23 protein-coding genes are annotated in these 23,333 nt (G+C 70.6%); 12 read left to right on the top strand and 11 right to left on the bottom strand.

Annotated features, from left to right (window positions below; genetic code table 11):
- From ACIQBL_RS10655 to ACIQBL_RS10645, 3 genes are all read right to left on the bottom strand, one after another.
- On the bottom strand, window positions 1-1,242 hold the full coding sequence (locus tag ACIQBL_RS10655; RefSeq protein WP_401939261.1) for a lectin: 1,242 nt from the start codon (window positions 1,240-1,242) through the stop codon (window positions 1-3).
- 132 nt (window positions 1,243-1,374) lie between these two features.
- On the bottom strand, window positions 1,375-1,968 hold the full coding sequence (locus ACIQBL_RS10650; protein WP_401939258.1) for a VanZ family protein: 594 nt from the start codon (window positions 1,966-1,968) through the stop codon (window positions 1,375-1,377).
- Between the two features lie 40 nt (window positions 1,969-2,008).
- The gene (locus ACIQBL_RS10645; protein ID WP_401939256.1) at window positions 2,009-2,671 is read right to left on the bottom strand and encodes a DUF4230 domain-containing protein; all 663 of its coding nucleotides are present in this window, start codon (window positions 2,669-2,671) and stop codon (window positions 2,009-2,011) included.
- 144 nt (window positions 2,672-2,815) lie between these two features.
- Here ACIQBL_RS10645 and ACIQBL_RS10640 point away from each other — a divergent pair, with 144 nt between their 5' ends.
- The gene (locus ACIQBL_RS10640) at window positions 2,816-4,006 is read left to right on the top strand and encodes a cytochrome P450 (protein WP_401939254.1); all 1,191 of its coding nucleotides are present in this window, start codon (window positions 2,816-2,818) and stop codon (window positions 4,004-4,006) included.
- 7 nt (window positions 4,007-4,013) lie between these two features.
- Here ACIQBL_RS10640 and otr(A) read toward each other — a convergent pair whose 3' ends face one another.
- Window positions 4,014-5,873 (bottom strand): tetracycline resistance ribosomal protection protein Otr(A), encoded by a 1,860-nt coding sequence (gene otr(A), locus ACIQBL_RS10635; protein ID WP_401939251.1) that lies wholly within the window; start codon window positions 5,871-5,873, stop codon window positions 4,014-4,016.
- A 195-nt stretch (window positions 5,874-6,068) separates the two neighbouring features.
- On the opposite strand from otr(A), the gene ACIQBL_RS10630 reads away from it, so the two are divergent.
- Together ACIQBL_RS10630 and tuf are read left to right on the top strand one after the other, a co-directional pair.
- Window positions 6,069-7,022 carry a ribose-phosphate diphosphokinase gene (locus tag ACIQBL_RS10630; protein WP_401939248.1) on the top strand — a complete coding sequence of 318 codons (954 nt, stop codon included), beginning with the start codon at window positions 6,069-6,071 and terminating at the stop codon, window positions 7,020-7,022.
- A gap of 55 nt (window positions 7,023-7,077) precedes the next feature.
- Entirely contained in the window at window positions 7,078-8,271 is a 1,194-nt protein-coding gene (gene tuf / locus ACIQBL_RS10625) for an elongation factor Tu (RefSeq protein WP_401939246.1), read from the top strand.
- A gap of 6 nt (window positions 8,272-8,277) precedes the next feature.
- On the opposite strand, the gene ACIQBL_RS10620 is transcribed toward tuf, so the two are convergent.
- Window positions 8,278-8,715: an anti-sigma factor antagonist gene (locus ACIQBL_RS10620; RefSeq protein WP_401939243.1), complete on the bottom strand. Its 438-nt coding sequence runs from the start codon at window positions 8,713-8,715 to the stop codon at window positions 8,278-8,280.
- Window positions 8,716-8,796: 81 nt separating this feature from the next.
- Window positions 8,797-9,246, bottom strand: a complete 450-nt coding sequence (locus ACIQBL_RS10615; RefSeq protein ID WP_401939240.1) for a MarR family winged helix-turn-helix transcriptional regulator — start codon at window positions 9,244-9,246, stop codon at window positions 8,797-8,799.
- A gap of 115 nt (window positions 9,247-9,361) precedes the next feature.
- Between ACIQBL_RS10615 and ACIQBL_RS10610 the strand changes: the two genes are divergently transcribed.
- A complete protein-coding gene (locus ACIQBL_RS10610; protein WP_401939238.1) occupies window positions 9,362-10,816 on the top strand; it encodes an aldehyde dehydrogenase family protein in 1,455 nt (484 codons plus the stop codon).
- 25 nt (window positions 10,817-10,841) lie between these two features.
- Window positions 10,842-11,948 (top strand): NAD(P)-dependent alcohol dehydrogenase, encoded by a 1,107-nt coding sequence (locus tag ACIQBL_RS10605; RefSeq protein WP_401939236.1) that lies wholly within the window; start codon window positions 10,842-10,844, stop codon window positions 11,946-11,948.
- Window positions 11,949-11,983: 35 nt separating this feature from the next.
- Here ACIQBL_RS10605 and ACIQBL_RS10600 read toward each other — a convergent pair whose 3' ends face one another.
- Entirely contained in the window at window positions 11,984-12,934 is a 951-nt protein-coding gene (locus tag ACIQBL_RS10600; protein ID WP_401939234.1) for an NADP-dependent oxidoreductase, read from the bottom strand.
- Between the two features lie 71 nt (window positions 12,935-13,005).
- On the opposite strand from ACIQBL_RS10600, the gene ACIQBL_RS10595 reads away from it, so the two are divergent.
- Window positions 13,006-13,953, top strand: a complete 948-nt coding sequence (locus ACIQBL_RS10595) for a GlxA family transcriptional regulator (RefSeq protein WP_401939231.1) — start codon at window positions 13,006-13,008, stop codon at window positions 13,951-13,953.
- Between the two features lie 58 nt (window positions 13,954-14,011).
- A complete protein-coding gene (locus tag ACIQBL_RS10590; protein WP_401939228.1) occupies window positions 14,012-14,839 on the top strand; it encodes a hypothetical protein in 828 nt (275 codons plus the stop codon).
- A gap of 7 nt (window positions 14,840-14,846) precedes the next feature.
- Here ACIQBL_RS10590 and ACIQBL_RS10585 read toward each other — a convergent pair whose 3' ends face one another.
- On the bottom strand, window positions 14,847-15,410 hold the full coding sequence (locus ACIQBL_RS10585) for a TetR/AcrR family transcriptional regulator (protein ID WP_401939226.1): 564 nt from the start codon (window positions 15,408-15,410) through the stop codon (window positions 14,847-14,849).
- Window positions 15,407-15,769: a DUF1304 domain-containing protein gene (locus ACIQBL_RS10580; protein WP_355911344.1), complete on the bottom strand. Its 363-nt coding sequence runs from the start codon at window positions 15,767-15,769 to the stop codon at window positions 15,407-15,409. Before ACIQBL_RS10580 ends, ACIQBL_RS10585 begins: the two co-directional genes overlap by 4 nt.
- Window positions 15,770-16,028: 259 nt before the next feature.
- On the opposite strand from ACIQBL_RS10580, the gene ACIQBL_RS10575 reads away from it, so the two are divergent.
- The 5 genes from ACIQBL_RS10575 to ACIQBL_RS10555 are packed head-to-tail and all read left to right on the top strand — an operon-like array spanning window position 16,029 to window position 20,370.
- Window positions 16,029-17,747 (top strand): ATP-binding protein, encoded by a 1,719-nt coding sequence (locus tag ACIQBL_RS10575; protein WP_401939225.1) that lies wholly within the window; start codon window positions 16,029-16,031, stop codon window positions 17,745-17,747.
- Between the two features lie 5 nt (window positions 17,748-17,752).
- Entirely contained in the window at window positions 17,753-18,163 is a 411-nt protein-coding gene (locus tag ACIQBL_RS10570) for a roadblock/LC7 domain-containing protein (protein WP_043670271.1), read from the top strand.
- Window positions 18,160-18,531: a DUF742 domain-containing protein gene (locus tag ACIQBL_RS10565; RefSeq protein ID WP_401939223.1), complete on the top strand. Its 372-nt coding sequence runs from the start codon at window positions 18,160-18,162 to the stop codon at window positions 18,529-18,531. The genes ACIQBL_RS10570 and ACIQBL_RS10565 overlap by 4 nt, the downstream gene beginning before the upstream one ends.
- A complete protein-coding gene (locus ACIQBL_RS10560) occupies window positions 18,512-19,120 on the top strand; it encodes a GTP-binding protein (protein WP_401939221.1) in 609 nt (202 codons plus the stop codon). Before ACIQBL_RS10565 ends, ACIQBL_RS10560 begins: the two co-directional genes overlap by 20 nt.
- Window positions 19,117-20,370 (top strand): cytochrome P450, encoded by a 1,254-nt coding sequence (locus tag ACIQBL_RS10555; RefSeq protein WP_401939219.1) that lies wholly within the window; start codon window positions 19,117-19,119, stop codon window positions 20,368-20,370. The genes ACIQBL_RS10560 and ACIQBL_RS10555 overlap by 4 nt, the downstream gene beginning before the upstream one ends.
- A 133-nt stretch (window positions 20,371-20,503) precedes the next feature.
- Here ACIQBL_RS10555 and ACIQBL_RS10550 read toward each other — a convergent pair whose 3' ends face one another.
- Both ACIQBL_RS10550 and ACIQBL_RS10545 read right to left on the bottom strand, forming a co-directional pair.
- Window positions 20,504-21,517, bottom strand: a complete 1,014-nt coding sequence (locus tag ACIQBL_RS10550; RefSeq protein WP_401939217.1) for a 7-epi-alpha-eudesmol synthase — start codon at window positions 21,515-21,517, stop codon at window positions 20,504-20,506.
- 177 nt (window positions 21,518-21,694) lie between these two features.
- Window positions 21,695-23,326, bottom strand: coding sequence for an amidohydrolase (locus ACIQBL_RS10545; protein ID WP_401939215.1), 1,632 nt, complete (start codon window positions 23,324-23,326; stop codon window positions 21,695-21,697).
- Between the last annotated feature and the right edge of the window lie 7 nt (window positions 23,327-23,333).

Here is a 23,333-nt window from a genome sequence, read left to right as displayed (position 1 = left end):
TCAGCCGACGGTCCACTTCTGGTTGGCGCCGCCCGAGCAGGTCCAGATCTGCAGCGGGGTGCTGTTGGCGGAGTTGTTGCCGGTGACGTCCAGGCACTTGTTCGCCTGCGGGTTGACGATGTCGTGCGCCGAGCTGACGGCCCACTGCTGGGCGGCGGAGCCGTTGCAGTCGTAGAGCTGCACCCTGGTGCCGTCCGCGGTGCCGCCGGCGGCCACGTCCAGGCATGTGCCGAGCGCGCGGATCGTGCCGTCCGAGCCCACCGTCCACTGCTGGGCGGCCGAGCCGTTGCAGTCGTAGAGCTGTACGGCCGTCCCGTTGGCGGAGTTCGCCCCGGCGACGTCCACGCACTTGCCGGCCAGGCCCTTGATCGCCACCCCGGCGGCCGTGTCACTCGTGGTCACCGACACCGAGTCCACCACGAGCTGGGCCGGGAAGGCCGTGGAGCTGTTCGGGTCGCCGGGCCAGTCGCCGCCGACCGCCAGGTTGAGGATCAGGAAGAACGGCTTGTTGAAGGCCCAGGTGTTGCCGCCCACGTCGGCGGGCGTGCGCGTCTCGTAGACGACACCGTCGACCGACCACTTGATCGCGTTGGGCGCCCAGTCGACGGCGAAGGTGTGGAAGGCGTCCGCGAAGGCCTGGCCGCCCGAGAGCGAGTAGGCGGCGCCGATGCCGGCCGAGCCGGAGTAGCCGGGGCCGTGGATGGTGCCGTGGATCGTGGAGGGCTCGTAGCCGACGTTCTCCATGACGTCGATCTCACCGGAGTCGGGCCAGCCGACGGATCCGATGTCGGTGCCGAGCATCCAGAACGCGGGCCACATGCCCTGCCCGCGCGGGATCTTCATCCGGGCCTCGACATGCCCGTACTGCGCGCTGAACTTCCCGGAGGTGTTCATCCGGGCCGAGGTGTACTGACAAGTTCCGTACCAGCACTGGTAGTTGGCCGGGTTCTCCTTCCTGGCGGTGATCACCAGATGGCCCTGGCCGTCCAGCGCCGCGTTGTTGGTGCCGGACGTGTAGTACTCGCGCTCGTGGTTGTTGACGTTGTCGCCCGTCTCCAGCGTCCACTTCGAGGAGTTGACGGCAGACCCGGCGTCCCCGTCGAAGGTGTCGGAGAACGTGACGGCGTCGGCCTGCGCTGCCGACGAGGAGTCCGCCCGCGCCGGACCGATCGCGGCGGACGCGACCAGTGCGGCGGACAGGGCGGCGAAGAGGCATCTGCGGAGGAGTCGTGGGGAGGCCACGGCATTCCCTTCTGTGCGGCGGACGCGGGGACCGACACGCCGACGGAGGTGGGGGGTGAAAAGCGTCGCCTCTTGATTTAAGGAGTGAGTTAAGGGGTCGTCAACACCTTGGTACGTACCAGTGGTCGAGTGTTATGAGGTCGCCTTCGGTGCTTTGGGTGCCTTCGCCGCCTTGGTCGTCCTTGCCGCCTGCACGGGCTTGCGGGCGTGCACCGCCCGGCCGAGCCGGCGCCCCAGCAGGACCCAACCGATCAGCGCGCCGGTGGTGTTGAGGATGACGTCGTCGATGTCGAAGGCCCGCCCGGTGATCAACGCGCCCTGCGCGAACTCCACCAGGAGCATGACGCTCGCCGTCAGCAGCAGCACCTTCAGAATGCCGCGTGCCCGTGGCGCGAGCACGGGCACCAGCACGCCGAACGGGATGCCGAGCACCACGTTCCCGCCGATCTGCTTGATGGCGTCCCGCATGGCCGGCTGGTCGAGATAGGCCTTCAGGGAGCGGCCCGGATGCAGATTGGTGTGCACGAGCGCCTTGGACGCGGGGGACGGTTCCAGGGTGAGCTTTGCCAGTACGACGGCGAACGCCACCATCAGGACGAAGCCGATCAGCATCGCCAACAGACGTACAGGGAGGGACAGTTGATGGCGTCCGCGTTCGGGGCGGGTCGACCTCGATGCCGGCTCCGTCTTCTTGGTGTTGCGCAGGCGAGAGACGGTACGGGCCATGCGGTGGTCCTCCAGATGTTCGTGGTTCAGCAGAGTCCGGTCAGGCGCTGTACGAGATGTTCACGTTCTTGAAGCCGAGCGAGCCGAGGAGACCCTTGAGCATGTTGGTGGTGTTCGTCTCGGCGCGGGTGGTCAGGCCGCTGGTCTTCGCCGCCTCGGCGATGTGCTTGGCGGCGAGCTTCTGCACGGCCTGTTCGTTGTTGGGGTTGTCGGAGAAGATGTCGCCCAGGCGGTCCAACAGGCCGCGCTGCTTGGAGACCGTGTAGGAGTGGTCCGGGTCCAGCGCCGGCTTGCCGAGCGTCGCGCGCGGCAGCTTGATGCTGGCCGACGTGCGGTCGCCGTTGACCGTCACGTCCTGCTTGCCGAGCCTGCCCAGGTCGACATAGCCCTCCACGGTGCCCGCGCCGACGTACAGCGTGCGGGTGCCGCGGATCGCCTGGGGCAGGAACCTGGAGTCCTTCTCCAGGTCCACGACGACCTGGAAGTTGCCGGAGGCCGCGTCGTAACGGCTCATGTCCTGAATGGACTTGAGCAGAGCCGGACCCGAACGGTCATGGGTCTCGGTGCCGAAGATGTCCCGCAGTCCCGGGAGCACGGCCAGTCGGAGCCCCGCGAACAGCACGGCGATCACAACGACGACGGCGGTGAGCACCTTCGCCCAGCCCGGCATACGCCGGGGTGTACGGCTGATGGAAGTCGTCATGGGGACGGCCCTCCCTTCCTCTGTATCCGCATGCCCCTCAAATCGCTTGTCAGACCGACCTGTTGGCCGAATGAACCCGCTGACGGGAGCGTGGAGGGCGCACTAGCGTGAAAAGTCACTGTTCCGGCCCGCCAGGAGTCCCGGATGACCGCAGACAGCATTTCCCGGCCGCTTCTCCCCATGCATCTCGTGACCTACCCGGAGCCCGCTCCGCCCCGTCTCGTGACACTGGCCACAGGCACCCCGGTGTGGCTCGTCACCCGGTACGCGGACGTACGGCGAGTGCTCATGGACCCGCGTTTCGACCGGAGTTCACTGCACGCGAAGGACGCGCCGCCGCTCCTCGTCGTACCGAACATCCTCGACGACCCGGACGGGCTGCTGAACCAGGACGGCGCCGGGCACCAACGGCTGCGCGGCACGGTGCAGCGGGCGTTCACACCCCGCGCGATCGCCCGGTGGCGGCCCTGGGTGGCATCGGTGGTCGACGCGCTCCTCGACGACTTCGCCCGGCGGCCCCAACCCGCCGACATCGTCGACGGGTTCACCTGCCCGCTGCCCGTCTCGGTGATCTGCCGGCTCATGGGACTCGACCACCTGGAACGCGACCGCATCCGGAACTGGGCCGACCACGCCCTGTCCGGCGGCGCGCACACGGCGGACGAGGTCGTCGCCGCCATGACCGAGTTCGGGGCGTTCGCCGACCGGCTGATCGGCGAACGGCGCCGCACACCCGGCGACGACCTGGTGAGCGCTCTGGTGACGGCCGGCGACAGCCTCGGCATCGAGGACCGGCACCTGGTGGCGCTGGTCTGCGGACTGGTCGTCGCCGGACACGAGACCACCATGACCGCGCTCGGCAACATCGTCGTCTACCTCCTCACCGACGGACAGGCGGCCCGGACCGCCCTCGCCGAGAGCGAGGAGACGGCCGCGACCGCCGCCGAGCAACTGCTGCGCCACGTGCCGCTCAGCGAGGGCCGCGTGCTGCCCGGCCTGATCCGCCGGGCCGTCGAGGACGCCGAGATCGGCGGGGTGACGATCCCGGCGGGCAGCGTGGTCGCCGTCCAGACCAACTCCGCCAGCCGGGATCCCGACGTCTACCCCGTGGGCCCGCCCGACGTGACCGCTCCGCCGCCCGTGCCCGGCGTGATCTTCGGAGCGGGCCCCCACCACTGCCTGGGCGCCTGGCTGGCCCGCCTGGAACTCGAACTGGGCCTGCACCGCCTGACCGCCCGATTCCCGCTGCTGCGCGCCGAGTTCACCCCGGACACCGTCGCATGGCGGGAGGGACAACTGACGCGCGGGCCGCTACGGCTGCCCGTGTCCTGGTGAACACCCGCTAGTGCGACCGCAGTTCACGGTCACCGGACGGACGCGACCACCACATCCCCTCCCCGTGCGTGAGCCCGGGCAGGCTCAGCTCCACCTCGCGCACCCGCCGTGCCGGCAGCTCGCCGGTGATCAGCCAGCTGCCGACCCCGCCCGTCGTCCCCGCGAACTCGGCACGACAGGAGGCGAGTTGCGCGGTCACCGGCGCGAGCGCGTCCAGCGGGACCTCCGTCTCGAACGCGACGTACGGCTCGTACAGCCGCGTCCGCGCCAGCCGCAGCGCACGGCGCAGCACGATCGGGGTGAGACCGCGGAAGTCGGCCGCGGTGCTCAGCGGGCCGATGAATCCGGAGCGCGTGAGGGTGACCCGGTAGTCCGTCACGGGCGCGCCGTGCAGCCCGCCGAGCAGTGTCGCGTGGACGGTGTCCTCGACGGCCTGGTGGAACGCGCGGGGGAGCGCGCCGAGTTCGGTCTCGTGGGCGAAGACCCCGCCGGAGCCGCGCGGCCCCGGGTCCACGCGCAGCCCGATCGTCGCCCAGTACCGGACGCGGTCGTGCCACGGCAACTCGTCCCAGGCCTCGCCGGTCCCGGCCGGGCGCTCCAGGAACCGCACCCGGCTCGGCTCGAAGTCGGCCTCGACGCCGAAGTCCTGGACGAGGGTCGCCGCGACGACCTCCTTCTGCACCTCGCCGTACAGGAGCAGCACGGTCGCCCCGGAGGCGGCGGGCCGCGCGTGCAGCAGCGGGTCCTGGTCGGCCAGTGCCAGCAGCGCCGAGCGCAGCGCCGCCGCCTGCCCGGGGTGCCGGGCGCGGACGACGGTCTCCAGGGTCGGCGGCGCGAACTGCGGTGCCCGCTCGGTGAGTTCACCGAGCCGGTCGCCGACCCGGAGGTCCTTCGGGCCGGTCAGCGCGCCGATGTTCCCGGCGGTGAGCGGACCGGGTCGGCCGATCACTTCGAGACGCGTGACCCGCCCGGAGACCTCGACCGCCCGGCCGTCGGCCCCGCGGCGGCGGAACGTGAGCCGCTGCTGCGGGGCCACCTCGCCGTCGTAGAGCCGCAGATACGCCGTCCGTTCGCGGCCGGGACCGGGGCGGACCGCGAACACCGTGCCCCGAGGGGTGGCCGGGCCGGTCGGGGCGGGCGGGATCAACTGGACCAGGCGTGCGACGAGTTCGGGGATTCCCTGGCCGCCGAGGGCCGAGCCGAACAGGAGCGGGTGGATCGAGCCGTCGGCGGTGCGGGCGGCGAGGGCCTTGCGGAGGTCGTCCGGAGTGGGAGGCGGGCCGTCGACGACCGCCGCGAGGACGGACGGGTCGACGTCGGCGAGTGCCTCGGCCAGGTCCGGGTCGCCGGGCGGGCGGGGCAGCACACGGGCGCCGGGCGTGCCGAGGCCCGTGACGTCCGTGAGGGGGACGACGTGCGGGGTCAGACGGCGCCGGATGTCCCTGATGAGATCGTCGGCGCGGGCACCCGCCCGGTCGATCTTGTTGACGAAGACGAGCGTGGGCAGCCGCAACCGCCGCAGGGTCCGCAGCAGGACCCGGGTCCTGGCCTGGACGCCCTCCACGGCGGAGAGCAGCAGGACGGCGCCGTCGAGCACCTCCAGGGCACGTTCGACCTCCGCGACGAAGTCCGCGTGGCCGGGGGTGTCGATCAGGTTGATCTGGGTGTCGCCGACCGTGAACGCGGCGACGGCCGAACGGATGGTGATCCCGCGCCGCCGCTCGATCGCGCCGTCGTCCGTACGGGTGTCACCGGCGTCGACGCTGCCGAGCCGGTCGACCGCGCCGTGGTCGAACAGCAGCCGCTCGGTGAGGCTGGTCTTACCGGCGTCGACGTGGGCCAGGATTCCGATGTTCAGGGTGTGCATGCGTGGTCGAGTCCTCAAGAACCGTCGTCCGGTGGGAAGGGCGGTGGATTCCGAGGAGTCGGCGCATGCGAGGGTTCCTGACGGGAGGAGACACGGACGCGGCCATCATCGCGCCCCTCTCCGGTCGGTCCGCAACCGGTTTTCGGGGTCAGTAGCATGAGGCGTGGTCGGGAATGATCATGCGAGGAGCCGTTCGTGCGAGACATCGCCGTGTTCAGCGGGAGTGCCCATCCCGAGTTGGCCAAGGAGGTCTGCGCGCATCTCGATGTACCGCTCAGCCCCACCCGGGTCAGCCGGTTCGCCAACGACTGCCTGGAGGTACAGCTCCAGGCCAACTGCCGGGAACGGGACGTCTTCCTGATCCAGCCGCTGGTCAAGCCGGTTCAGGAGAACCTGGTGGAGCTGCTGTTGATGTGCGACGCGGCGCGGGGCGCCTCCGCCGGGCGGATCACCGTCGTCATGCCGCACTACTCCTACGCCCGCTCCGACAAGAAGGACGCCCCGCGCATCTCGCTCGGCGGACGGCTGGTCGCCGACCTGATGGTGGCGGCCGGCGCCAGCCGCGTCCTGGCGATGACCCTGCACTCGCCCCAGGTGCACGGCTTCTTCTCGGTGCCGGTCGACCATCTGCACGCGCTGCGCGAACTCGCCGCGCACTTCCGGCAGTACGACCTCTCCCGCACCACGGTCGTCTCCCCGGACCTCGGCAACGCCAAGGAGGCCGCCGCGTTCGCCCGGCTGATCGGCGCCCAGGTCGCGGCCGGCGCCAAACAGCGCTACGCCGACGACCGGGTCGTCATCAGCTCCGTCATCGGTGAGATCGCCGACCGGGACGTGATCGTCCTGGACGACGAGATCGCCAAGGGCAGCACCGTGCTCGAACTCCTGGACCGGCTACGTGACTTGGGCCCGCGCTCGATCCGGGTCGCCTGCACCCACGGCCTGTTCGCGGCGGGCGCGCTGAAGCGGATCGGGGAGCAGCCCGACGTACTGGAGATCGTCTGCACCAACACGGTGCCGGTGCCCGAGGAGGAGCGCACCGAGAAGCTGCGCATCCTGTCCATCGCCCCGGCGCTCGCCGAGGCCGTACGCCGTATTCACAACGGTGAGTCCGTCAGCGCCCTGTTCGACGCGCCGCCGAACGCATAGACATGAGGGGACGGAGCAACGCTCGGCAGCACCGAGGTGATCAGGAGGACTCGCCGTGGCGAAGGCGAAGTTCGAGCGGACCAAACCCCATGTGAACGTCGGCACCATCGGGCACATCGACCACGGCAAGACCACCCTCACGGCGGCCATCACGAAGGTGCTGCACGACCGGTTCCCCGACCTCAACCCCTTCACGCCGTTCGACCAGATCGACAAGGCGCCCGAGGAACGCCAGCGCGGCATCACCATCTCGATCGCCCATGTCGAGTACCAGACCGAGCACCGGCACTACGCGCACGTCGACTGCCCCGGGCACGCCGACTACATCAAGAACATGATCACCGGCGCCGCCCAGATGGACGGCGCGATCCTGGTCGTCGCGGCCACCGACGGACCCATGCCGCAGACCAAGGAGCACGTGCTGCTGGCCCGGCAGGTCGGCGTGCCGTACATCGTCGTCGCCCTCAACAAGACGGACATGGTGGACGACGAGGAGATCCTGGAACTGGTCGAGCTGGAGGTGCGCGAGCTGCTCACCGAGTACGAGTTCCCCGGCGACGACCTCCCGGTGGTCAAGGTGTCCGCGCTCAGGGCCCTCGAAGGCGACCCGGAGTGGACCGCCTCGGTGCTCGAACTCCTCGCCGCCGTCGACGAGTTCGTGCCCCAGCCGGTACGGGACGTGGACCGGCCGTTCCTGCTGCCGATCGAGGACGTCTTCACCATCACCGGCCGCGGCACGGTCGTCACGGGCCGGATCGAGCGCGGGGTGCTGAAGGTCAACAACGAGGTCGAGATCATCGGCATCCACCCGCAGAAGACGAAGACGACTGTCACCGGCATCGAGATGTTCCGCAAACTCCTCGACGAGGGCCGGGCCGGCGAGAACGTCGGACTGCTGCTGCGCGGGGTCAAGCGCGAGGACGTGGAGCGCGGCCAGGTCGTCATCAAGCCCGGATCGGTCACCCCGCACGTGGAGTTCGAGGCCCGCGCCTACATCCTGTCCAAGGACGAGGGCGGCCGGCACACGCCCTTCTTCCACAACTACCGCCCGCAGTTCTACTTCCGCACGACCGACGTGACCGGCGTGGTGACCCTGCCGAGGGGCACCGAGATGGTCATGCCGGGCGACAACACGACCATGCACGTCGAGCTGATCCAACCCATCGCGATGGAGGAGGGGTTGAAGTTCGCGATCCGCGAGGGCGGCCGGACGGTGGGGGCGGGTCAGGTCACCCGCATCGTCAGGTAGACATCATCAGGTGGGCGTGGTCTCCGCCTGCTCCAGGGCCGCGTCCAGCGTGGGACGGGGCGGCAGCAGCTGCGCGAGTCCGGTGATCCGGAGGATGCGCAGGGTCAGCGGATGGGTGCAGACGAGGTGCAGCCTGCCGCCCTGGTCGAGCACCCGAAGCCGGGCATGGAAGAGCAGGCGGAGGCCCGAGCAGTCGAAGAACTCGACGTGCCGCAGGTCCAGCACGACACGTGCGCCCGGCCTGCCGGTCACCCGGTCCAGATACGGGATGATCTCCATCGCCGCGGCGATGTCGATCTCGCCGCGTAACTCCAGCACCGTGAACCCCCGGTCCTGGTGGATGCGCAGATGCCGGGTGAGCGGCGTGGGTTCCTGCTGCACGACCACATCCCCTCCCACAGTTCCCGCCCTGCAAGTTACCCTCGATGGAGTGAATTTGAGCATGTTCGATTGACATATGTCTTCGAATCGAGCCAGAGCTTTCTGAGATGTTCGGCGCAGCCGCGCACCGGCGCACGCCCGGGCCTACGACAGGGCGTGCCAGGCCTTGGAAAGTGCCTGGCGGAACTGCTCGCTCTGGTGCGCCGTGAGCTCGCGCACCATCCGCTCCTCCAGCTCCCGCACCGGCTCGGCGCAGCCCGCCAGCAGCTCGCGCCCCTCGTGGGTCAGCAGGATCAGCAGCTCGCGCCGGTTGCGCGGATTGCGTTCCCGGCGGATCAGCCCGCGGCTCTCCAGAGAGCGCACGAGGTCGGCGATGGACTGGGCGGTGACGAAGGAGTCCCGGGCCAGCTGCGCCGCGGACAGGCCGTCGTGTCGCTCCAGGACCGTGAGCGCGGTGTACTGGAGTGCGGTGATGCCGTACGGCCTGACCAGCTCGTCCAAGTGCGAGCGCACGACGAGCTCCACCTGCTTGACCATGTACAGCAGGGACGGGGGTGCCTTCGTCGCTTGGATGCCGACCAGGGATTCAGCCATGGATTCACCCTAGAGCATTGACAGGAAACCTGTCTGTAATGAGACTGCGAACCAGACGAGCAACCAACAGGAATCCTGTTGGTTGAAATCTTGGCAACGATGCTGAGGAGTGGTGATGACCGCCTTCGAGATCGAACCCGGCCGCCTGTTCGTCGGGGGGCAGTGGCGCGAGGCCGCCGACGGAGCGCGCACCGAGGTGGTCGACCCGTCCCGGGGCCGGGTCGTCACCACGGTCGCCGAGGCGGGCCCCGCCGACGTCGACGCGGCCGTCCGCGCCGCCCGCGAGGCCTTCGACAGCGGACACTGGTCCGGCCTGAGCGGCCGTGAACGCGGCCGGATCCTGCACCGCGTCGCCGAACTCATCCGAGAGAACGCCGACGAGCTGGCCCAACTGGAGAGCCTCGACGTCGGCAAGCCCATCACCCTGTGCCACGCCGTCGACGTGACCAACGCGGCCAACGACTACGAGCACTACGCGGCCCTCGCCTTCTCCCTCGACGGCGCCACCCGCGACACCCCGCTCAACGCCCTCGCCTACACCAAGCGCGAGCCGCTCGGCGTGGTCGCCGCGATCACCCCGTTCAACTTCCCGCTGATCCTGGCCGGTTCGAAGCTCGCCCCCGCCCTCGCGGCCGGCAACACCGTGGTCCACAAGCCCGCCGACGAGACCCCGCTCAGCGCCCTCTACATGGCCGGGCTGCTCCAGCGGGCCGGCGTCCCCGACGGCGTCGTCAACGTCGTCACCGGCACCGGACCGGTCGCCGGCGAGGCCCTGCTGCGGCACGCGGGCGTCGACAAGATCGCCTTCACCGGCTCCACCGCCGTCGGCCGGCACGCCGCGAGCGTCGCCGGCGAGAACCTCAAGCCCGTGACCATGGAACTCGGCGGCAACGCGGCCCACATCGTCTTCGAGGACGCCGACCTGGAGAAGGCCGTCGGCGCGGTCATCAAGGGCTTCGTCTTCAACACCGGCCAGTTCTGCATGGGGGGTCCCCGCCTGCTGGTCGCCCGCCCCGTCTACAGCACCCTCCTCAACATCCTCGCCGACGCCGTCCCCGGCGTACCGCTCGGCGACCCCCGGCTCCCCGAGACCGTCGTGGGCCCGATGGCGGGCGAGAAGCACCTGCGGAAGGTCGAGGAGTACGTCGACCTCGCCCGCAAGGAGGGCGCCCGCATCGTCTGCGGCGGCGAACGCCTCGACCTCGACGGCGGCTACTACTACAAGCCCACCGTCATCGCCGACCTCGCCAACGACTCCCGGGTGATCCAGGAGGAGATCTTCGGCCCGGTCCTCACCGTGCAGCCCTTCGACACCGAGGACGAGGCCGTCGAACTCGCCAACTCCACGCGGTACGGCCTGGCTTCGGGCGTCCAGACCGGCAACCTCGCCCGCGCCCACCGCATCGCCGACCGCCTCCAGGCGGGCATCGTCTGGGTCAACGACTGGGCGATGCTCGACCCCAACGTCCCCTTCGGCGGCGTCAAGGACTCCGGCTTCGGCCGCGAGTACGGCCCCGAGGGCCTCGCCGCCTACACCAGGACCAAGTCCGTCGTCGTCTCGCTCGACTGAGCGCACCCACCAAGGAGTTCGTACGATGTCCACCACCACGCGCGCGGCCGTCGTCGAGTCGGGCGGCGCACCGTTCACCCTCACCGACGTCGAACTGGCCGAGCCGGGCCCGCACGAGGCGCTCGTCCGGGTCGTCGCGACAGGCCTGTGCCACACCGACCTCGGAGTCGCGAGCGGCGGACTGCCCTTCCCGCTCCCCGGAGTTCTCGGTCACGAGGGCGCCGGTGTCGTCGAGGAGGTCGGCTCCGCCGTCACCGGTGTCGCACCCGGCGACCATGTCGTCCTGTCCTTCACGTCCTGCGGCGACTGCCGCAACTGCCAGGGCGGACACCCCGCCTACTGCGCCGCCTGGCTGCCGATGAACCTCATCGGCGGTCGCCGCGCCGACGGCAGCAGCACCATCAGCCGCGACGGGGAGCCCCTCGGCGGGCACTTCTTCGGCCAGTCCTCCTTCGCCGAACGGGCGTTGGTCGACGAACGCAGCCTCGTCAAGGTCGACCCGGACGTGCCGCTGGAGTCGATCGCCCCGCTGGGCTGCGGAGTGCAGACCGGTGTCGGCGCCGTCTGGAACGTACTCAAGCCGCGACTGGGCGACACGGTCGTGGTGCTCGGCGCCGGAGCCGTCGGTCTGTCCGCCGTCATGGCCGCCGCCCTCACCCCCGCCACCCGGATCATCGCCGTCGACAAGGTCGCCGAACGCCTGTCCCTGGCAAAGGAGTTGGGGGCCACCCACACCATCAACGCGGCCGAGGGCGACCTCGGTGAGACCCTCGCGGTACTGACCGACGGACAGGGAGCCGACGGCATCGTGGAGACCACCGGCAGCGTCGCGGTCCTCCGCCAGGGCGCCGACGCGCTCGCCGCCCGGGGCACGCTGGTCGTCGTAGGGGCGCCGCCGTTCGGCAGCGAAGTCGCCCTGGACGTCAACGGGTTGATCCCCGGGAAGCGGATCGAGGGGCTCACCCTCGGCGACAGCGAGACGCAGAGCTTCATCCCCGCGCTCGTGCAGCTGGTGAAGGAGGGGCGGCTCCCGCTGCACCGCCTGATCAGCACCTATCCGTTCGCGGACATCGACCAGGCGGTACGGGACATGAGCGCGGGCAAGGCCATCAAGCCCGTGCTCACCTTCTGAACCTCTGAGTCACCGGCCCGTGTCGACCTTCTGACTCAGTCGACCGTCAGCACCAGCTTGCCCGAAGTCCGGCCGGTGCCGCCGAGCCTGTGTGCCTCGGCGGCGTCGGCCAGCGGGAACGTCCCGGCGATCGTCGCGCGCAGCCTGCCCGCCGCGACGAGTTCCGCGATCGCCTCCATGTCGGCGCGATCGGCGTCGACGAGCATCCGGACCGCCCGTACCCCGAGCCGCTCGGCCTCCTCCGGGAACTCCGCCGTGCCGATCGGGATGATCGACACCACGACCCCGCCCGGCCGCAGCACACGCAGCGACTTGACCGAGGTCTCGCCGCCGAGCGTGTCCAGGACCACGTCCACGTCCTTCACGGCCTCGGTGAAGTCGGTCTCCCGGTAGTCGATCGCCTCGTCCACTCCCAGCTCGCGCAGGAAGTCGTGCTTGCCCGCGCTCGCCGTGCCGATCACATACGCGCCGCGCGCCTTGGCGATCTGCACCGCCACATGCCCGACCCCGCCGGCCGCCGCGTGGATCAGCACCCGCTGCCCCGGCTGAAGGTCCGCGTTCTCCACCAGTGCCTGCCACGCTGTCAGCGAGACCAGGGGCAGCGCGCCCGCCTGGACGTGGTCGATCCCGGCCGGCTTGCGGACGAAGGCGCGGGCCGGAGCGGCGACGTACTCGGCGTGCGAGCCGTGGCCCCACGGGTAGGACAGCATCCCGAAGACCTCGTCGCCGGGCTTGAAGCGGGCGACACCGACACCCACGGAATCGACGACGCCGGAGACGTCCCAGCCCAGGACGAAGGGCGGCTCGCCGAGGAACCCGCCGGTGGCGCGGTGCTTCCAGTCGGTGGGATTGACTCCGGCGGCCCGCACCTCGATCAGGATCTCGTTGGCGCGCGGCGCGGGCCGCTCGACCTCGGCTGCTTCGAGGACCTCGGGACCGCCGAGGACGTGCTGAGTGATGACGCGCATGGTGTTCACAGTGCTCATGGTCATTGAGCCTGCCGGGTCCCGCGCGACAAGAAAATGGCACGATGGCCAACCTTCGATAGAATCGTGCCATGCAGCACGTGGAACGGGTCGTGGTCCTGGCGCTCGACGGCGTCTACCCCTTCGAACTGGGCATCCCCAGCCGCATCCTCGGCGCCGCCGACGGCCGCTACGAGGTGCTGACCTGCACCGTCGACGGCCGTCCGGTGCGCACCAACGCCGACTTCTCGGTCACGGTGGAGCATGGCCCCGAGATCCTGGAGACGGCGGACACGGTCGTGGTCGCCTCCATGGCGACCCCGCGCATCCCCCAGGGGCTGCCCGCCGAGATCGCTGGCGCCCTCGCCCGGATCCGCCCGGACGCGCGGATCGTCTCGATCTGCACGGCCGCCTTCGTGCTCGCCGCCGCCGGACTTCTCGACGGCCGCCGCGCCACCACCCACTGGCAGGTCGTCGACCGCTTCCGGGAGCTGTATCCGCAGGTCGACCTGGACCCGGACGTGCTCTTCGTCCACGACGGCCGGATCCTCACCTCCGCCGGCGCGGCCTCCGGAGTCGACGTCTGTCTGCACATCGTGCGCACGGACCACGGCAGTGAACTCGCCAACACCGTCGCCCGCCGCTGCGTCGTCCCGCCGTTCCGGGACGGCGGCCAGGCCCAGTACATCGAGCACCCGGTGCCCGAGTGCGGAGCCACCAGCACGGCGGCCACCCGCGACTGGGCCCTCACCCACCTCGACGAGCCCCTCGCCCTGAACGACCTCGCCCGCCACGCCGGCATGAGCCTGCGCACCTTCGCCCGCCGCTTCAACGACGAGGTGGGCCTCAGCCCCGGCCGCTGGCTGATCCAGCAGCGGGTCGCCCGCGCTCGCGACCTGCTGGAGGCCAGCGACCTGTCCGTCGACCAGATCGCCGGCCGCGTCGGCTTCGCGACGGGCGCGTCCCTGCGGCAGCACCTGCACGCGGCGATCGGGGTCTCGCCGCAGGCGTATCGGCGTACGTTCCAGGAAACCCGCTGATCCCCCAACGTTCCGGGCCGCCCGCGCGTCGTAGGAACAACACGTGAGGGAGCAGGGCATGCGCAGAGGGCTCGCGGCGGTCGCCGCGCTGGTGGCCGCGACCGCGGTGGGATGCGGCAGCAAGGGCGGGGGAGACGTCGTGGTCGCGGGCACAGCACCGGCCACGCCCTACGACGGGCCGCTGTACGTACCGGCGAGCGGCTCCGACAGGCCGGGCGCCGCCGGCCGGGCGCTGGAGTGCGATGGGAAGATCTACGAGAGCGGCGCCGCCGACGCGTGGAGCAGGGGCGACGGCGGCAGGACCCCCGAGGGAGGCCTGCGGGCGTACTTCGCCATCGAGCAGCCGGACGTGCCGCGCACGGGCTACCGCGTCGAGCGCGAGGAGAGCGGGCGCGTCCTGTTCTCCTACGACGTCGCGGGCCGCACGAAGGTCGCCGTCGTCGTCGCCAAGGACGGGAAGAACAGGCCGGGTTGGGGACCGGAGACCAGCGCCTCCTGCGACCCGGCCGAACTCCCGGCGAGCTTCACGAAGGCGCACGGATACGAGATCTGGACCGACAGGGACGGCAAGCGGGTGCCGACCACGGTGCTGAGCAGTTCGGCCGGTGCCGCGCACTGCGACTGGCGGAAGGCACACTTCCTGCGGACCGGCGAAGGCGAGAAGGGCAGGCTCTACGCCCGCGATCCGGACGGGGTGCTCGATCCCGGCATGCTCACCGCCCCGTACGACGGCGACGTCCGCATGCCCGGCACCGCTCGCGACACCGGATACCGGTACCAGGACCGGCAGTTGTGGCTCACGGCGGACGCGTCGAAGGCCTATGTCCGCACGCCCGAGGGTGTGGAGGCGTGGCCGCTGGTCAAGGACGGCACGGGCTGTCTCTGAGCGGCCGTCACCGGCTCATGTGCAGGGCGACCAGCAACTGCCACACCTGGTCGGCGATTTCCTCCGCCGTGCCCTCCAACAGCCCGTGCAGCCAGTCCGCCAGGACCCCGCCGAAGGTCCCGGCGACGGCCGAGGCGACCAGCGGAGCGTCCGCCGCGCCCGCGAGTTCGCGCTCGCGGAGACTGTAGGCGCGCAGGTCCCGGTGCAGGACCCGGCCGAGCGGGCCGCCGCCGCCCGGGCTCAACAGGGCGCGGTACAGGGCCGCGTGGGGGAGCAGGCCGGCGAAGAACTCCGGCAGCGCGGGCGGCGCGTGCACCGGGTCGGGCCGGCCGCGCCAGGCGTGCAGCGCCTCCACCGCGTCCCGTACGACATCCGCGCAGGCGTCGACCGCAAGCGCTTCCAGGCCGTCGTAGTGGACGTAGAACGTGGCCCGGCCGACCCCGGCCCGGCGGGCGAGGGCGGCGACGCCGACCTCCTCCAGGGGGTGTTCGGCGCACTCGTCGAAGAGGGCCTGGCGCAGCCGGGCCCGGGTGCGGGCGGCCCGCCGGTCCTCGGGCTCGGCGCGGCTCACCGGGCGATCAGGACGGCGGCCAGGGCGAGCGCGCCGGGCAGCGCCTGCGCGAACAGGATGCGCCGGTTCGCCGTCACCGCGCCGTAGACGCCCGCGACCACGACACAGCTCAGGAAGAACACCTGGGCGCGGAACCCGGTCGGGTCGGCGGCGATCAGGCCCCAGATCAGGCCCGCGGCGAGGAAGCCGTTGTACAGGCCCTGGTTGGCGGCCATGGGCGCGGTGGCTCTCGCCATCTCGGGGTCGAAGCCGTGCAGACCGCGTCCGGGCTTCTTCTGCCACAGGAACATCTCCAGCACCAGGATGTACAGATGCAGCGCGGCCACCAGCCCCACCAGCACGTTCGCGAGCGTTTCCATGATCGGCGGTCTCCTCGTCTTCTTGGACAGGTGTCCATCATAACTGGGCACATGTCCATGTTCAGACTTTCCGGAGAGTGACGGAACCCTCACTTCCGCACAGCCTTGAGGTTGATCTTTTACGGTTCAAACCAGATAAGCTCCCCAGCGGCGCAGCGAGTTGACGTGATCGTGACCGGTCGGCTCGTGGTGCGTCCTCCTGAGTGCGGTCTGTCCTCGCACACCCCCCTGTTCGTTCGTGTCGCTTCGAAGGATGCAGATGGAACTCGCCACTCCGCCACCGGCGGCGCGGGCACCTGTCGCCTGGTACAGCTGGTGGCTGCTGCCGCTGGCCTTAGGGGGTGGGACCGTCGCCGCCACCTTCCTGAGCCCGGAGCGAATAGCCGAGACCGTCGCCGGAGCGGCGGCCACGGCGGCCAGTGCCGTGTGCGTACGACTGCTCGTCCGCGGCCAGGTTCAACTGCGTCGCGCCGAAAGCGGTTTCCGGGCCGCGCAGGCCGAGCACTCCCAGCAGTGGCAGCAGCATGTGGCGGGCCTGGAGCGGAAGTTCGGCACCGAGCGCGCCACGCTGGAGGCGCGGCTGACCGAGCACTCCGGTGTCTACGAGACCCGGCTCGCCGACCGCTCCGGCGCCTACGAGGCGCAACTCGCCGAGCAGGCACGGGCGTACGAGGAGCGGCTGGCCGAGCAGGCCACGTCCTACGAGGCGCAACTCGCCGACCAGGCCGAGGTGTGGCAGGAGCGGCTGGCCCACCAGCTCGACGCGGTGGCCAGGCTCGCCGACGAGCAACTCCCGGACGCGCTGGAGCAGTTGCGCGCCGGTGACGCCATCGACGACCTGCTGCCGGTCGCCGGCCAGTGCGCGAAGGTCAGCGCCGAGCTCCAGGCCGAACTGCGCAAGGTGCTGCGGATCTCGCTCATCGGCGTCGAGGCGGAGTTCAACCGCTCCACCGCCGCCGAGCAGGCCGTCATCAGCATCGGCAACCGTATCCACGTGCTCACCGGCAAGCTCCGCGGCCGACTGCACGAACTCCAGGGCGAGCACGGGCGGTTGCCCGCCGTCGCCCGCGGTCTGATGGAGCTGGACCAGGAGATCGGCCCCGCCGACTGTCTCGCCGCGAGCGTCGGTGTACTCGGCGGCTCGGACCGGCCCGGCCGGCAGTGGCAGGAGCCGCAGCGCCTGCTCAGCGTGGTCCGCGGCGGCATCGGCCGTATCAAGGACTTCCACCGGGTCGACGTACGCCATCTGCCCGAACTCGGCGTCGACGGCGGTCTGGTGGACCACCTCACGCTGATCTTCGCCCACCTCCTGGACAACGCGGCCCGCTACTCGCCGCCCACCGAGCCGGTGATCGTCTCCGGCAAGGAGGTGCCCAACGGCGTCGGCATCGAGATCCAGGACTCCGGCAAGGGCCTGAGCGAGGAGTCCAAGCGCGAGGCCGAGCACGCCCTCGCCGGCACCGGCGCGGGACCCGGCCTCGGCGGAATCTCGGAGGACGCCAGCATCGGCCTCCGCGTCGTCGGCACCCTCGCCCGCCGCTACGGCATCCGCGTCACCTTCGCCGACTCGCCCTGGCTCGGCACCTCGGTGGTCGTCGTGGTCCCGCACAAGTACTTCAGCCAACTCCCCCCGACCGCCGTGACCGGCACCCCGTCCTTCCAGGCCGCCGCGACGGCCGCGACCGCGGCGCTGACACGTGTACCGTCCGGCGCCGGAACCCCGGACGGCACCGCCGAGGCGGAGGACACCACGCCCGGCGGACTGCCCAGGCGCCGTAGCAAACGCGGCGAGACTGCGCGGCCCCCGGCGGCCGAACGCGCCGGGCGGACCGGGGAGATGGCCGTCTCCGCCGTACCGCCCGACGCCTCCTTCACCGGCCTGGCCGCCTTCGCCACCGCCGGACGGGAGACCCCGGGGGAGGAACCGGCGTCCGCAGGCCGCGAGTTCACCGAGCACAGCACGGAAGAGAGCGACTAGTTCACATGACGCAACAGGGAACCGACGTGAGCTGGGCGCTCCGCGATCTGGTGGAGTCCATCCCGGAGATCCGCTTCGCCCTCGTGGCCTCCAGCGACGGGAAGGCGATCACCTCCTTCGGCGCGGAGGACCCCGACGACGTGGACCGCTTCGCGGCCGTGGTGGCGGGCCTCCAGGCGCTGGCCCAGCCGGTCGCCGAGCAGTTCCCCAAGTACGCGGGGCAGTTGCGGCTGGCGATGATCGAGGTCGACGGCGGCCATCTCTTCGTCGTGCGCGCGGGCGTGGAGACCTATCTCGGCGTGCTGGCCCGGGAGGGCCTCGACCAGGGCCTGCTCGGGCACCAGATGCGGGACATGGCCCGCAGGATGGGTGAGCTCCTCGGCACCACTCCGCGCCTGGAGGAGCACTCTGGATGAGTGCTCCCCGCCGGCCGGCAGACCCCTCCGGCCTGGAGCGTTACTACGTCCTGACCGGAGGGCGCAGCGGACCGGGCGGCTCGGCGTCGAGCCTCGACGTGGCGACCCTCATCGTCTCCCGCACCGCCCCCGTACCGGGCATGCAGCACGAGCACGAGGAGATCCTCCGGCGCTGCCGCGATCCGCTGTCGGTGGCCGAACTCGGCGCCCACCTCCGACTGCCCTTCAACATTCTCGCGGTGCTGCTGGCGGATCTGCTGGAGGCAGACCGCGTCGAAGCCCGTGACCCCATCCCGGCGCACGACGCCGGCCGCGGGCCCGACCTCGCGCTCCTTGAGGAGGTACTCAGTGGACTTCAAAGGCTTTGACCATCCCGGCTCACCCGCGGGTGACGGCACCCGCTCGGTGAAGGTGATGATCGCCGGCGGTTTCGGCACCGGGAAGACCACGATGGTCCGCTCGGTCAGCGACATCAAGCCGCTCACCACCGAGGAGACCCTCACCCAGGCGAGCGCGGGCGTCGACCACCTCATCGGGGTGACCGACAAGACGGAGACCACCGTCAGCCTCGACTTCGGCAAGATCGGCATCAACGACGAACTGGTCCTCTACCTGTTCGGGACGCCCGGCCAGGAGCGGTTCTGGTTCCTGTGGAACGGCCTGTTCAAGGGTGCGCTCGGCGCGGTGGTCCTCGTCGACACCCGCCGCCTCGCCTCCAGTTTCCGGGCGATCGAGGAGATGGAACGGCAGGACGTCCCGTTCGTCATCGCGCTGAACGTCTTCCCCGACTCCCCGGAGTATCCGCTCGACGAGATACGGGATGCCCTGGACATCGCTCCGGACATCCCGGTCGTGGCCTGCGACGCCCGCGACCGCTCCTCCAGCCGTGACGTACTGGTCGCGCTGATACGGCACTTGAAGGAACGCTCGGCCGTCGTCGCACTGGAGCCCCGATGACCGACCAGACCTTAAACGGCACCGACGCCCCGCGCGGCTGCCCCGTCGCGCACGGCCCGTCCGGCGACCTCACCCGGCTCTACGGACCGGAGGCGGCGACCGACCCGCGCGGTATCTACGAGCGGCTGCGCGGGCAACACGGCTCCGTCGCACCGGTGTTGCTCGAAGGCGACGTACCCGCCTGGCTGGTCCTCGGCTACCGCGACAACCGGCGGGTGCTGGACAACCCCCGGCAGTTCACCCGGGACGCGCGGATCTGGCGCGACTGGCGCGAGGGGCGGGTGCCGGACACGTCGCCGATCATGCCGATGGTCGGCTGGCGCCCGGACTGCGTCTCGCAGGACGGGGAACCGCACCGGAGGCTGCGCGGCGCGGTGACGGACGGGTTGCTGGCCGCGGCCGGTCGAGGTGTCCGGCGGCACGCGACGTACTTCGCCAACAAGCAGATCGACGCGTTCGCGGACGCCGGTCGTGCCGATCTGGTGGCGGACTACGCCGAGTATCTGCCGATGCTCGTCCTCACTCGCATCCTCGGGCTCCCGGCGGCGGACGGGAACCGGCTCGTCGAGTCGAGTGCCCAGGTCCTCAAGGGTGGTGAGGACGCCCTCCTGCACAACGACCGCATCATCGAGATCCTCGGTGAACTCGCCGACCGCAAACGGGCCGAGCCGGGCTCCGATTTCACCACCGCGCTCATCGAGCACCCTGCCGGTCTCGACGCGGAAGAGGTCGTGATGCATCTGCGGCTGGTGCTGATCGCCGCGCACACCACCACGAGCAACTTGCTGGCTCGGGTGCTGCAGCGGATCCTTACCGACACCTCGCGGCTTTCCGGGCTGGTCAGCGGGCAGTTGACCGTCTCGGCGGTGGTGGAGGAAGTCATGTGGGACACCCCGCCGTTGGCCGTCATGCCGGGGCGGTTCGCCACGGCGGATCTCGAACTCGGGGGGCATCGGATCGAGGAGGGGGATCTGCTCGTCCTCGGGCTCACCGCGGGCAACGGCGATCCGGAGGTTCGGCCCGACGCGGGGGTGTCCGTGCAGGGCAACCAGTCGCATCTGGCGTTCAGTTCGGGGCCGCACGAGTGCCCCGGGCAGAGTATCGGGCAGGCGATTCTCGAGGTCGGGGTGGATGTGCTGCTGCATCGGCTGCCGGGGTTGCGGTTGGGGGTGGCGGCGGAGGAGCTGACTTCCACGGCGTCCACGTGGGAGTCGCGACTGGACCGTCTGCCGGTTGAGTTCGCGGTGTGAGGGGGCTGGTTCTTCGTCTGCGGGCGGGTGGTGGCTGGTCGCGCCCACGCGGCGGAGCCGCACATTGATACAGCCCCGCGCCCCTGAATGCAGGCGAGCTGCCCAGCCCTTGGCCGGGCAGCTCGCCTGCGTCTCACACTGCCAACAAGTCGTCCACCGAACCCTTCACCGCCGGGCCTTCCTTCCCCGCCTCGTACCGACCCGACACCAGCGCCCACTCGTAGTTGCCGTTGATCCAGTGCTGGATGGCCTCCACGCCCTGCTGTACCCGGAGGCGTTCGCCCTCGTTCAGGGACAACTCGTCGCACATCTGCGGGACTTGGGACTCCAGTTCGAGGTACTCGGTGAGGCGGGCGTTCGTCATGCGGTAGGCCTCTTCGGCGGCCGCTTCCCACGACAGGCCGCGCTCGCGGTGGAGCACGGCTATCAGGTTGTGGCCGTCTCCCCGGCGGCGTTCGCGCTCGAAGGAGTGGATGTCGTTCATGAAGCCGATGGTGTCGGCGGCGAGGTCACGCATGCGTTCCATCAGGGGATGCGCCTGCACCTGGGCCGGTACCTCGAAGCCGCGGCTGCGCTCGCCGGCGTCGATGCTGTGGTGGATGCCGACCGTGCGACGCCGGAACTCGGTGTACTCGTCGAGGTCCAGCGTGCCCGCGATGCCCCGGGCCGCCAGGTCGACCTCCTCGCAGTGCGCCACCAGGAACCGCCCCCAGGACGCGGCGAACCGGGTCCGCCAGGTCAGGGACATGCCATCCGAAAGGTGCTCCCACACCTGCGTCCAGGCCACGGTGATCGGGCAGACGACCCGGGGCCTGCTGCCCGCCGGACGCAACGGCGTGACGATCAACTCCCGCGCGACCTCCAGTATCCGGTCGGCGCGGTCGGGCTGGCTCGCGTCGAACTGGTCGTCGAAGAGGAACGCCAGCGAGAACCAGTTCATCAGGACGACCATGTCCGCGGCCGACGCGTGCGGATAGGTACGGGCCGCGGCCTGCGGGAGATCCCACGACCGGTACTCCTCGAACCCGGCCTGGCTGCGCACCAGGCCCATGTCCCAGATCCAGCGCAGATGACGGGCCCGGGCGTACTCCAGATGGTCGCTGACGGGGGTGTCGAAGGGGAGGTCGAAGGTGACGTCCTGAGGCATGCGCTTCCTTTCGGGAGACGGAACACGGAGTCCCCCCACTGCGAGCGGGCGGTCCGTTCGACCGCCCGCGCCCTCGAACTGCGCTTCGTGGTGCGAAAGTTGAACCGAGAAGCGGTACGAGGCTGCCCAGAGCGTAAATGATCTACGCGGTGCCCCGGTCGTGATCTCTGTTACTGCTCATGCCTCCTGAGCTGCGTACACTCCCGCCCCTCCCACATAGGTGAGCGCCACCCGCGTCTCCGCGATCTCCTCCGGCGGACCGGCGAACGGGTCGCGGTCCAGGACCACCAGATCCGCCAACGCCCCCGCCGCCACCCGGCCCGTGTCGTCCAGATGGTTCGCGTACGCCGAGCCCGCGGTGTACGCCGTGAGAGCTTCGGCGAGCCCGAGCCGCTCGCCGGGCAGGAACACCGGCCCGTCGCCCCCGGGTTCGACCCGGTTGACCGCGACATGGATCCCCTGAAACGGATCGGGACTGCTCACCGGCCAGTCGCTGCCCGCCGCCAGGGTGGCCCCGGACCGCAGCAACGCCCCGAACGGGTACTGCCACAAGGCCCGTTCGGGCCCGAGGAACGGAATCGTCAGCTCGTCCATCTGCGGTTCGTGCGCGGCCCACAACGGCTGGATGTTCGCGACCGCGCCGAGCCTCGCGAACCGCGCCACGTCGTCCGGGTGCACGACTTGCAGATGCGCGAGATGCGGCCGGGTGTCACTCGGCCCGTTCACGGCCCGCGCCGCCGCCACGGCGTCCAGAGCGTTCCGTACGGCCCGGTCGCCCAGTGCGTGGAAGTGGCACTGGAAGCCGAGCGCGTCCAACTCGGTCACGTACTTGGGCAGGTGGTCCGGGTCGATGAAGCTGGTGCCCCGATTGGCCGTGGCGCAGCCGCACTTGTCGAGGTACGGGTCGAGGAGGGCGGCCGTGCCGGTCTCGGCGACCCCGTCCAGCATCAGCTTCACACTGCCCGCCCGGAACCGGCCGTGGCTCAACGCGGCCCGCCGTTCGACGAGTTCGGGGATCTGCTCGGCGCCGCGCTCCCGGTCCCACCACAGCGCGCCGACGACCCGCGCGGTGAGCGAGCCGTCCCGGGCGGCGGCGAGATACGCGTCCGACGGATCGTCCATCCCCAGGAACTCCCCGACCAGCGCGTCCTGCCAGGCCGTGATGCCGAGTGAGTGCAGATGCCGCTGGGCGTGCAGCAGCGCCGCCAGCCGGTCGGCCCGTGTGGCGGGAGGTGTGAGCCGCCCGACCAACTGCATCGCCCCCTCCTGGAGCGTCCCGGCCGGCTCGCCCGACGCGTCCCGCTCGATCCGTCCGTCGACCGGATCGGGCATGTCCCGTGTGATGCCCGCGAGTTGGAGGGCACGGCTGTTGACCCAGGCACCGTGATGATCCCGGTTGGGCAGATACACCAGCCGGTCCGGTACGACCGAGTCCAGCAGCTCCTTCGTCGGCGTACCCCCCTCGAACGCCTCCATCGACCACCCGCCCCCGGTGATCCACTCCCGCTCGGGATGCGCGTCCGCATAGGCCCGCACCGCGGCGAGCGTGTCCTTGGCCGTCCTGGCCCGCGTCAGATCGCACTGGGTCAGCTCCAGCCCCGCAGGCACCGGATGCACATGCGCGTCCTGGAACCCGGGCAACAGCAACCGCCCCGCCAGATCGACCACTTGGGTACGCGGCCCGGCGAGTTCGCGCACCTCGTCATGTCCTACGGCGGTGATCCGGTCGCCGGTGACGGCCACGGCGGTCGCGGTGCGGCCCCCGGGGGTGAGGACAGGGCCGTTGGTGAAGAGGAGGTCTGCGTGCATGGTCCGT

It is taken from the genome of Streptomyces sp. NPDC088350, from assembly GCF_044753545.1.
Lineage (GTDB): Bacteria > Actinomycetota > Actinomycetes > Streptomycetales > Streptomycetaceae > Streptomyces.
The sequence above is the reverse complement of the archived record's forward strand: the minus strand, read 5'-3'. Positions and strand labels throughout refer to the sequence as shown.